Here is a 9,437-nt window from a genome sequence, read left to right as displayed (position 1 = left end):
GTAGAGCAAGTACAAAAGCCAATTTCAAGTACAGAACCAAAAGAGAAAGCATATGTTGTCAATCAAAGAGAGAACGATATGCGAAATGTATTGCACACACCACCGACATATACTGTTCCGCCATTAGCGTTGTTGTCAATTTCACAGCAATCAACACTAGATAATACAGAGTGGTTAGATGAGCAAAAAGAATTATTAGATACAACGTTTAATAATTTTCATGTTGGAGCACATGTTATTAATGTATCGCAAGGGCCAGCAGTAACTCGTTTTGAAGTACAACCAGACCCAGGCGTGAAAGTAAATAAAATTACAAATTTAAGTGATGATATTAAGTTAAGTTTAGCTGCGAAAGATATTCGTATTGAAGCGCCGATTCCAGGAAAGAGTGCGATTGGAATTGAAGTTCCAAATAAAGAAAGTAAGCCGGTATTTCTTCGTGAGATTTTAAGAAGTCCTGTATTCACAAAGAGTGAATCGCCACTTACTGTTGCGCTTGGACTTGATATTTCAGGTGATCCAATTGTAACGGATATTCGGAAAATGCCGCACGGACTTATTGCGGGTGCAACGGGTTCAGGTAAAAGTGTGTGTATTAACGCGATTTTAACGAGTATTTTATATAAAGCGAAACCACATGAAGTAAAGTTAATGTTAATTGATCCGAAGATGGTTGAGCTTGCGCCATACAATTCTGTTCCGCATCTTGTAGCACCTGTTATTACGGATGTAAAAGCAGCGACAGCTGCGTTAAAGTGGGCAGTTGATGAAATGGAGCGTCGTTATGAATTGTTTGCTCATGCTGGTGCTCGTGATTTAACTCGCTATAATACAATTGTAAGCGAGCGAGATATTCCAGGTGAGACATTACCTTATATCGTTATCGTTATTGATGAGTTAGCCGATTTAATGATGGTAGCACCGGGTGATGTTGAGGAAGCGATTTGTCGTATTGCGCAAAAAGCACGTGCTTGTGGCATTCATTTATTAGTTGCGACGCAGCGTCCATCTGTAGATGTTATTACAGGTTTAATTAAATCAAATATTCCAACGCGTATTGCGTTTACTGTATCATCTCAAGTTGATTCACGTACGATTATCGATATTGGGGGCGCGGAAAAATTACTTGGCCGTGGTGATATGTTATTTTTAGGGAACGGCACATCTAAGCCAGTTCGTGTACAAGGTGTATATGTATCGGATGATGAGATTGAAAAAACAGTTGATCATGTGAGAAAGCAAATGAAGCCGAATTACTTATTTAAGCAAGAGGATTTATTAGCGAAAACAGAACAGGCTGAGTCGGAAGATGAGCTGTTCTTTGATGCATGTCAATTTGTTGTAGAACAAGGGGGAGCGTCCACATCTTCTGTACAGCGAAAATTCCGTATTGGTTATAATCGCGCAGCACGTCTCATTGAAGAGATGGAATCGCAAGGGATTATTTCTGAAGCGAGAGGAACTAAGCCGAGAGATGTCCTTATTTCTGAGGATGAATTTGCTGCTATGCAGGAAACGAATGTATAGTCCACGGTTTTGCTGTATACTAATAGAAAATGTTGGATAGTAAAGTAGGGAGTAAAGCGACATGAAAGAAATTGAATTAAAATTAAAAGGTGAAATAAATCGACTAACAAATAAAACATTTAAATTTGACGAACGCGTTGGGGAAGGTTGGTTCTCCGCCGTTTACTTTTTAAAAACTAGAGAAATTATTGAAGAATTTCGCCCGAAAAGTGTTGTAACGATGCAATTTTTCCAAAAAGAAAATGCAGTCCTTTGCGGAACAGATGAAGTGATTGCATTGCTGCAAACATTCGCTAAAAATCCTGAGGAACTTGAGATTCACTCTTTAAAAGATGGCGATAAAATTAGTCCATTTGAAACAGTGTTAACAATTCATGGTCCTTATGAGAATTTCGGATTTTTAGAAGGTGTAATTGATGGGATTTTAGCTCGTCGTACATCGGTTGCAACAAACGTATATAATGTTGTCCAAGCTGCACGTAGTGTAGATAAAGAAAAACCAGTTATTTTCATGGGAGATCGTGACGATCATTATACACAACAAGCTGGTGATGGTTATGCAGCATACATCGGAGGTATGAGCGCACAAGCGACGCATGCGATGAATGAATGGTGGGGCAGAAGTGGTATGGGAACAATGCCTCACGCATTAATTCAAATGTTTAATGGTGATGTTGTAGAAGCGGCAAAAGCATATCATAAGAAATTCCCAGAAGATGAATTAGTTGTACTCATTGATTACAATAATGATGTTATTACAGATGCACTTCGTGTAGCGCGTGAATTTGGATCAACATTAAAAGGTGTGCGTGTAGATACGTCTCGCACAATGATTGATCAATACTTTATTCGCCACCCAGAAGTACTTGGAACATTTGATCCACGTGGTGTAAACCCATCGCTTGTATTTGCACTTCGCAAGGCGCTTGATGAAGAAGGATTCCAGCATGTAGACATCGTTGTAACTGGTGGATTTGATGAAAAGCGTATTCGTGAATTTGAAGCTCAAAAGGTACCTGTTGACATATACGGGGTAGGAAGTAGCTTGTTAAAAATGAATATTGGCTTTACTGGTGATAATGTAGAGTTAAATGGGAAACCAGAAGCAAAAGCTGGTCGTAAATATCGTCCAAACCCACGTTTAGAGCGTGTTCAATTAGAAAAAAGAGAAGATATGTAAAAGAGAGAAAAACTGATAGGTGATTGACCCTATCAGTTTTTCTGTTATCATAGTATAGCGGCTTCTTTTTTGCTATAATGGACTTGTTATGGACATATAAAGAAGTACGTACGAGTTTATCCTGATAAGTGAAGGGAAAGAATAACTTCACTACATCAAAAATGTATGATGATTACCAAAATAAGAAAAGATTCATATACTGTCTTATAGATAGGCCGTTGTATTAGTTCGAAATGTTGGAGGTTCTTTAAGATGACAGTTTACCATTTTGTAGGAATTAAAGGAACAGGAATGAGTTCATTAGCGCAAATTCTTCATGATATGAAGCATACTGTTCAAGGGTCTGATTATGAAAAGCGTTTCTTTACACAAACAGCGTTGGAAAAGCGTAGTATCTCGATCCTTCCTTTTGATAAGAATAATGTAGAAGAAGGACAAGTGATTATTGCAGGAAATGCATTTCCTGATACGCATGAAGAAATCGTAGCAGCAAAAGAATTAAACATCCCAGTACATCGCTACCATCACTTCTTAGGTGACCTGATGAGCCAATACACAAGTGTTGCTGTAACTGGTGCACATGGAAAAACATCAACAACAGGTTTGTTAGCCCATGTAATGCAAGGCGCACATCCGACATCTTACCTTATTGGAGATGGAACAGGGCATGGGGTAGAAAATAGTAAGTATTTTGTATTTGAAGCTTGTGAGTATCGTCGTCATTTCTTGTCTTACAATCCAGACTATGCAATTATGACGAATATTGATTTTGATCATCCAGATTATTTTACAGACATCAATGATGTATTCAATGCATTCCAAGAGATGGCATTGCAAGTGAAAAAAGGCATTATTGCATGTGGAGATGATGAAGAACTTCAAAAAATTCAAGCGAAAGTACCTGTTATTTTCTATGGATTTGGAGAAGATAATGATTTCCAAGCACGTAATATCCAAAAGAGAACAGATGGTACTATTTTCGATGTATTCGTTCGTAATACGTACTATGACACGTTCAAAATTACAGGATACGGCAACCACAGCGTATTAAATGCATTAGCAGTAATCGCGCTTTGCCATTATGAAAACGTTGATGTAGAAGCAGTTAAGCATCAGCTAACAACTTTTGAAGGCGTAAAACGTCGCTTTAATGAAAAGCCAATGGGAGAGCAAGTTATTATCGATGACTACGCACACCATCCGACAGAAATTAATGCAACGATTGAAGCAGCTCGTCAAAAGCATCCAGAGCGTGAAGTTGTCGCTGTATTCCAGCCACACACATTCTCACGTACAGAAAAGTTCTTAGATGAGTTCGCTGAAAGCTTAAGCAAAGCTGACCAAGTATACTTATGTGATATTTTCGGATCAGCACGCGAAAACAAAGGTGAATTAACAATTGAAGATCTGCAAAAGCGTATTGACGGTGCAGAACTAATTACAGATACAACAACGGATGTATTAAAGAAACATAAAAACGGCGTTCTAATTTTCATGGGCGCAGGCGACATCCAAAAATTCGAAGCAGCTTACGTAAAAGAAGTTCAAGTTGCAGAGAAATAATAGAAAAGACGCATAGCTTGGCTGTGCGTCTTTTTTTGTTGTGTTCAACTTTTATCCCGCATTAACGGGCAGTAAGACCCCCACTGATTAAAGTTTCACTTTATTTATGTATTGACCTAGAGCTAACTCTAGGTTGTAAGATGAAAATGTAAAAACAAGGGGGAGAGAACATGTATAAAATCGGCGAAGTAGCAGAGTTAACCGGGATGGGCATTCACACTTTGCGCTACTATGAGAAATTAGGTTTATTACCACCACCAACGCGAAATAGCGGTATTCGTCAATATACAGAAGGCGATGTACGTCTATTAAAATTTTTATATTCATTAAAACAAACTGGGATGTCATTAGAAGAGATGGCTGAGTTTGCAAGTGATGGGTGCATTATAGAGGAAATTAGGCAGAAGAAAGAGGAAGTACCAGCGAAAGTAAAAAAGAGAATTTCCATTTTAACAACTCACTTGGAGCGATTAAAAGAACAGCAGGAACAATTGCAAAAAGTTGTTCAGCTAACGGAGGAGAAGTTAGAAATTTATTACGGTTTTCTAGAAGAAAAAGACTTGGAGGCCGGCAATGAAAAATAAAGTATATGCGCAGTTATTAGGTTTTGCGATATTTACTGGTGGGACATTTAATGCTTCGAAATATGCGGTGCAGTATTTCGAAGCAATTCATATAGCAGCATGGCGTTTTGGGATTGCTGCATTTGTGATGTTATGTTTGTTAAAAATACGAAAAGATTTTGATTTGGAAGTATGGATGCAGAATAGGCTCTATTACCTTTTACTAGGTATTGTTGGTGTATTCGGCTTTAACTTCTTTTTCTTTTCAGGAATGAAATATACAGAAGCTATTAATGGTGCGCTTATTATGGCGACAAATCCTCTCGTTACGACGTTGTTAGCAAGTGTCATTTTACGAGAGAAAATAGTGAAGCGCCAAGCAATTGGAATGTTACTTGCACTAATTGGCGTTGTTTTTGTACTTACACAGGGTTCGTTTACAATACTACAACATTTATCATTTTCAAAAGGGGATTTTTATATTTTATTAGGGAATATCTGCTGGGCGTTATACGGCGTGCTAGGCAGAAGGTTTATTAAAACTGGTAATCCAATGCAAACGACGACATATACGATGACTATTGGTACACTTGCCTTTATTATCATATCTTCTACACAAAAAAGTATAGTACCAGTTTTAGAAATTCCTTTGTTGGCATGGTGCGCGATTCTCTTTATGGCAATTGGAATGAGTGTGCTTGGTTACTTATGGTGGAATAATGGAATTGCTCAAATTGGGGCAGCAAGGACATCTTTATTTTTTAATCTAGTGCCTGTTGTTACAATGCTTATTTCTTTTATTGAAGGAGTCAATATAACACCTGCACAATCTGTAGGAATGATATTAGTTATTACGGGAGTATTGTATTCTTCTGGTTTTATACAAAGAAAATCAAAAGAAAGTGTGAACATTTAACATTTTTTATCCATAAATGTTAGAATAATAAGAAAAATAAAAAGGGGACTAAAAAACATGTTCACACTCAGAGTAGATGACGAAATCGAACTACAATTATTAGAAAAACATCATAAAGAGGAATTATATCAATTATTAGATCAAAACCGTAATCATTTACGGAAATGGCTTCCTTGGGTAGATGGGACAAAATCTGCTGATGCTTATGATGAAATTTTCCCGATGTGGTTAAAGAAGTTTGCAGAGGGAGACGGTTTTGAAAGTGGCATACGCTACAAAGGAAAGCTCGTTGGGATGGTAGGTATTCATCCAGTGAGCTGGGGGAAGAAAGCGACGAGTCTTGGGTATTATCTTGCAGAAGATGCTGGCGGGAAAGGTATTATGACGCGTAGCGTAAAGGCTGTACTTCACTATGCATTTGAAAATTTAAAGCTGAATAAAATTGAAATTCGGTGCGGTGTTGGAAATGCGAAAAGCCGCGCAATTCCAGAACGTTTAGGGTTTAAATTAGATGGTATTTTAAGAGAAGACGAATGGTTGTATGATCATTTCCATGATATCGCTGTATATAGTTTATTAGCTTCAGAGTGGGAAGAAATTCGATGAACGAGAAGATTCGTATTGTTCTGTATGAAAGTACGTTTCAAGAGGAAGTAGTAGATCTTATCGTTCATATTCAGCAAAAAGAGTATAATGTTCCCATTACGAAAGAAGAGCAACCTGATTTACTTGAAATAGAAACATTCTATCAAAAGGATCACGGAAACTTTTGGGTAGCAATTTATGATGGTAAAGTAGTTGGAACAGTAGCTTTATTAGATATTGAGAATCATCAAGTAGCGTTAAGAAAAATGTTCGTGAAGAAAGAGTTTCGCGGAAAAGAATGGGGCGCATCACATATGTTGCTTCAAACAGCAATTTCATGGGCTGAGGATAAAAAATTGAAAGATATTTACTTAGGAACAACAGTGAAATTTTTAGCAGCACATCATTTTTATGAAAAGAATGGTTTTCAAAGTGTCAGTATAGACGAGTTGCCGAAAAATTTTCCAGTGTTACAGGTAGATAAGAAATTTTATAGGTACATTGTGTAAAAGGTCATTTAGAAATGGCCTTTTTCTATGAACTAAAATGGAAATAGTGGTATAATTTGGATTAGGGGGTGTAGGTATGAACTTTCTAATTCAAAGAAGTAAGTCAGTAGTCATTTTTGTTTGTCTTACGTTAGCTTTTATGTTTATATATCCAATTGTCATGCTTTTTACTAATAAAGCGCATTGGATATCGGCGTTGATTGGGATGGGTTTATGCTTCATTGTAAATGTCCCGCTCGTTTGGGAAGTATTTATTAAAAAACATAAAGTAGAAAATGGTGTATTAAAGTACGGTGTTTTAAATGACGATATTGTATTGAAAGAGATAAGAATAATTCGTCAAGTTGGGAAATCACTTGAAATTACGACGAATGCATATAAAGTACATATAATTGCGATGCCGCAAAATATGAATGAATTTTTAGCGCTTATCGAGAAAGGAAATTCACATGTTAAAATAGAAATGGCAGGTAAGAAATGAAATATATAAAACCTTTGTTTTGCTTGGAAATTTTGCTGGTGTTTGCTATCTGCACTAGGGTAAATATGAAATGGAACCTGCCTTTATATGTACCAATATTAATAGGTACTATCGCAGTGGCACTTTTATATTATTTTCATTTTCAGCAAACAAAAAGTAAGAAAAGTAGCTCGACATAGAGTGAGGATAATAAAAAACGCTCGGATATAATTCCGAGCGTTTTTTATTATTTTAAGTTCTCTGGGTTTAAAGCTTCTAGTTCAGGTACAACGAAGCGTCCGTCTTTACGGATTAGTACGTCGTCGAAGTAAATTTCGCCGCCGCCGTATTCAGGGCGTTGGATGCATACTAAGTCCCAATGAATGTTCGAGTTGTTACCATTCCATGCATCGTCGTAAGCTTGTCCAGGAGTGAAGTGGAAGCTGCCATCGATTTTTTCATCGAATAGGATATCTCCCATTGGATGTAAGATGTATGGGTTTACGCCGATTGCGAACTCACCAACGTAGCGTGCGCCTTCGTCTGTATCGAAGATTTTGTTAATGCGTTCTGAATCGTTTGCAGTTGCTTCAACGATTTGACCGTTCTCGAACTTAAGTTGTACATTTTCAAATGTATAACCGTTGTAAGGAGATGGTGTGTTGTAAGAAACTGTACCGTTAACAGAGTCACGAACTGGTGCAGAGTATACTTCACCATCTGGAATGTTTAAATGACCTGAGCATTTAATTGCTGGAATGTCTTTAATAGAGAATGTTAAGTCAGTTCCAGGGCCAGTTAAACGAACTTTATCTGTTTTATTCATTAATGTAACAAGGCTATCCATCGCCTTATCCATTTTACCGTAGTCTAAGTTACATACTTCAAAGTAGAAGTCTTCGAAAGCTTCTGTACTCATTTTAGCAAGCTGTGCCATAGAAGCATTTGGGTAGCGAAGAACAACCCAGCGTGTTTTTGGAACGCGAATGTCTCTATGAACTTTTTTACCAACTGTTTGGCCATGAACTTTCATACGCTCACTTGGAACGTCAGCTTGTTCATTAATATTATCGCCAGAGCGAAGACCGATATAAGCGTCCATGTCTTTCATTACGCTTGCTTCATACGCAGCGATTTGTTCGAAATGTTCTTCAGTAGCACCCATTAATAAAGAGCGATCTACTTGATGATCTTTTAAAGAGACGAATGGGAAACCACCAGCTGCATATGCTTCTTTTACAAGTGCAGTTACAAGTTCTTTTTGTAAGCCAAAGTTTTCAATTAATACTTTTTCACCTTTTTGTAAGCGGATAGAGTAGTTAATTAAATTGTATGCTAACTTTTCAATACGTGGATCTTTCATATGTAAAGCCTCCCTACTAATTATGTATCCTCTCCTATTGTAACCTACTTAGTGGAATTTGTTGAATGATTTATGTTACAGTTAACGAATAAGTATGAAAATTCTAATGATGAGATAGGGATTAGAATGAAACGGAAAATGATTGTATAATAGGGGAAAGTATGAAAAAGATAAAGGAAGTGATGAAATGCAAGTTCTTTTATATGTAAGTGCGGCTATTATCGCGGTTGCTTTCGCAGTATTAGTAGTGTATGTATGCAGAACGTTGTTATCGGTTCAGAAGACGTTAGAAAACGTTGCAAGCACGTTAGAAGGTTTAGAAAAACAAATGCAAGGAATTAGCGTAGAGACAGAGCAATTATTACATAAAACGAATGCGTTAGCTGATGATATTCAACAGAAGTCACAGTCATTAAATAAAGTGGTAGCGGGTGTAGATGGGATTGGAACGACAATCCAATCCTTAAATACGAAGCTTCGTAATGTATCAGACTCTGTAACGGACGAAATTGAAAATAACGCTGATAAAGTAGCGCAAGTTGTACAGTGGAGCAGTGCGGCGATTGAAGTATACAATCATTACCGTGCGTCGAGACAAGAGAAGAAGGTTGAAAAAGAAGAGCGTAAATTAGAAAGAATTGAGAAAAACGCTGAAAAGAAAGAGAAGCGCTCTAGATTTCGTATGAGAGGTGAATCGTGATGAATATGACAAAGCTTGAAACAATTGAAGAGCTTGAAGTCTTAGTAGAAAAGAATGAGCCGTATGTTCTT

Annotated in this window: 11 protein-coding genes and 1 pseudogene; 11 read left to right on the top strand and 1 reads right to left on the bottom strand. The window is 37.3% G+C overall.

The features are described from left to right. The 9 genes from MR170_RS28730 to MR170_RS28690 form a co-directional block, all read left to right on the top strand. On the top strand, window positions 1-1,527 hold a 1,527-nt coding region (locus tag MR170_RS28730), incomplete at its 5' end, for a DNA translocase FtsK (RefSeq protein WP_242310342.1). 61 nt (window positions 1,528-1,588) lie between these two features. After that, a complete protein-coding gene (locus MR170_RS28725; RefSeq protein WP_016080041.1) occupies window positions 1,589-2,707 on the top strand; it encodes a nicotinate phosphoribosyltransferase in 1,119 nt (372 codons plus the stop codon). Window positions 2,708-2,959: 252 nt separating this feature from the next. Further along, a complete protein-coding gene (gene murC / locus MR170_RS28720; RefSeq protein ID WP_029443433.1) occupies window positions 2,960-4,270 on the top strand; it encodes a UDP-N-acetylmuramate--L-alanine ligase in 1,311 nt (436 codons plus the stop codon). 170 nt (window positions 4,271-4,440) lie between these two features. Next, window positions 4,441-4,854: a MerR family transcriptional regulator gene (locus tag MR170_RS28715; protein WP_000276601.1), complete on the top strand. Its 414-nt coding sequence runs from the start codon at window positions 4,441-4,443 to the stop codon at window positions 4,852-4,854. Further along, window positions 4,844-5,749 (top strand): DMT family transporter, encoded by a 906-nt coding sequence (locus MR170_RS28710; protein WP_242310340.1) that lies wholly within the window; start codon window positions 4,844-4,846, stop codon window positions 5,747-5,749. Before MR170_RS28715 ends, MR170_RS28710 begins: the two co-directional genes overlap by 11 nt. Before the next feature lie 57 nt (window positions 5,750-5,806). Beyond that, window positions 5,807-6,355 (top strand): GNAT family N-acetyltransferase, encoded by a 549-nt coding sequence (locus MR170_RS28705; protein WP_242310338.1) that lies wholly within the window; start codon window positions 5,807-5,809, stop codon window positions 6,353-6,355. Then, window positions 6,352-6,843: a GNAT family N-acetyltransferase gene (locus MR170_RS28700; RefSeq protein ID WP_242310336.1), complete on the top strand. Its 492-nt coding sequence runs from the start codon at window positions 6,352-6,354 to the stop codon at window positions 6,841-6,843. Before MR170_RS28705 ends, MR170_RS28700 begins: the two co-directional genes overlap by 4 nt. Window positions 6,844-6,919: 76 nt before the next feature. Continuing rightward, on the top strand, window positions 6,920-7,324 hold the full coding sequence (locus tag MR170_RS28695) for a PH domain-containing protein (RefSeq protein WP_242310333.1): 405 nt from the start codon (window positions 6,920-6,922) through the stop codon (window positions 7,322-7,324). Then, complete coding sequence (locus tag MR170_RS28690; RefSeq protein WP_242310332.1) at window positions 7,321-7,503, top strand: hypothetical protein; 183 nt, start codon at window positions 7,321-7,323, stop codon at window positions 7,501-7,503. Before MR170_RS28695 ends, MR170_RS28690 begins: the two co-directional genes overlap by 4 nt. 47 nt (window positions 7,504-7,550) lie before the next feature. Here the strand turns inward: MR170_RS28690 and MR170_RS28685 are convergent, their stop codons facing one another. Continuing rightward, window positions 7,551-8,666, bottom strand: a complete 1,116-nt coding sequence (locus tag MR170_RS28685) for an aminopeptidase (protein ID WP_000654729.1) — start codon at window positions 8,664-8,666, stop codon at window positions 7,551-7,553. Between the two features lie 187 nt (window positions 8,667-8,853). Between MR170_RS28685 and MR170_RS28680 the strand changes: the two genes are divergently transcribed. Beyond that, window positions 8,854-9,366, top strand: a complete 513-nt coding sequence (locus tag MR170_RS28680; protein ID WP_001197721.1) for a DUF948 domain-containing protein — start codon at window positions 8,854-8,856, stop codon at window positions 9,364-9,366. Then, window positions 9,366-9,437, top strand: a pseudogene (locus MR170_RS32820) (bacillithiol system redox-active protein YtxJ); the annotation flags it as partial. The gene MR170_RS28680 and the pseudogene MR170_RS32820, both read left to right, overlap by 1 nt.

Origin of the sequence: Bacillus cereus group sp. BfR-BA-01524 (assembly GCF_022662595.1) — a bacterium.
GTDB lineage: Bacteria > Bacillota > Bacilli > Bacillales > Bacillaceae_G > Bacillus_A > Bacillus_A thuringiensis_S.
This window is presented reverse-complemented; position numbering and strand designations above follow the sequence as displayed.

Excerpts from the sequence above, each read along its gene's own strand:
- MR170_RS28725 (WP_016080041.1), top strand. The coding sequence starts at position 1,589 with ATGAAAGAAATTGAATTAAAATTAAAAGGTGAAATAAATCGACTAACA.
- murC (WP_029443433.1), top strand. The coding sequence starts at position 2,960 with ATGACAGTTTACCATTTTGTAGGAATTAAAGGAACAGGAATGAGTTCA.
- MR170_RS28715 (WP_000276601.1), top strand. The coding sequence starts at position 4,441 with ATGTATAAAATCGGCGAAGTAGCAGAGTTAACCGGGATGGGCATTCAC.
- MR170_RS28710 (WP_242310340.1), top strand. The coding sequence starts at position 4,844 with ATGAAAAATAAAGTATATGCGCAGTTATTAGGTTTTGCGATATTTACT.
- MR170_RS28705 (WP_242310338.1), top strand. The coding sequence starts at position 5,807 with ATGTTCACACTCAGAGTAGATGACGAAATCGAACTACAATTATTAGAA.
- MR170_RS28700 (WP_242310336.1), top strand. The coding sequence starts at position 6,352 with ATGAACGAGAAGATTCGTATTGTTCTGTATGAAAGTACGTTTCAAGAG.
- MR170_RS28695 (WP_242310333.1), top strand. The coding sequence starts at position 6,920 with ATGAACTTTCTAATTCAAAGAAGTAAGTCAGTAGTCATTTTTGTTTGT.
- MR170_RS28690 (WP_242310332.1), top strand. The coding sequence starts at position 7,321 with ATGAAATATATAAAACCTTTGTTTTGCTTGGAAATTTTGCTGGTGTTT.
- MR170_RS28685 (WP_000654729.1), bottom strand. The coding sequence starts at position 8,666 with ATGAAAGATCCACGTATTGAAAAGTTAGCATACAATTTAATTAACTAC.
- MR170_RS28680 (WP_001197721.1), top strand. The coding sequence starts at position 8,854 with ATGCAAGTTCTTTTATATGTAAGTGCGGCTATTATCGCGGTTGCTTTC.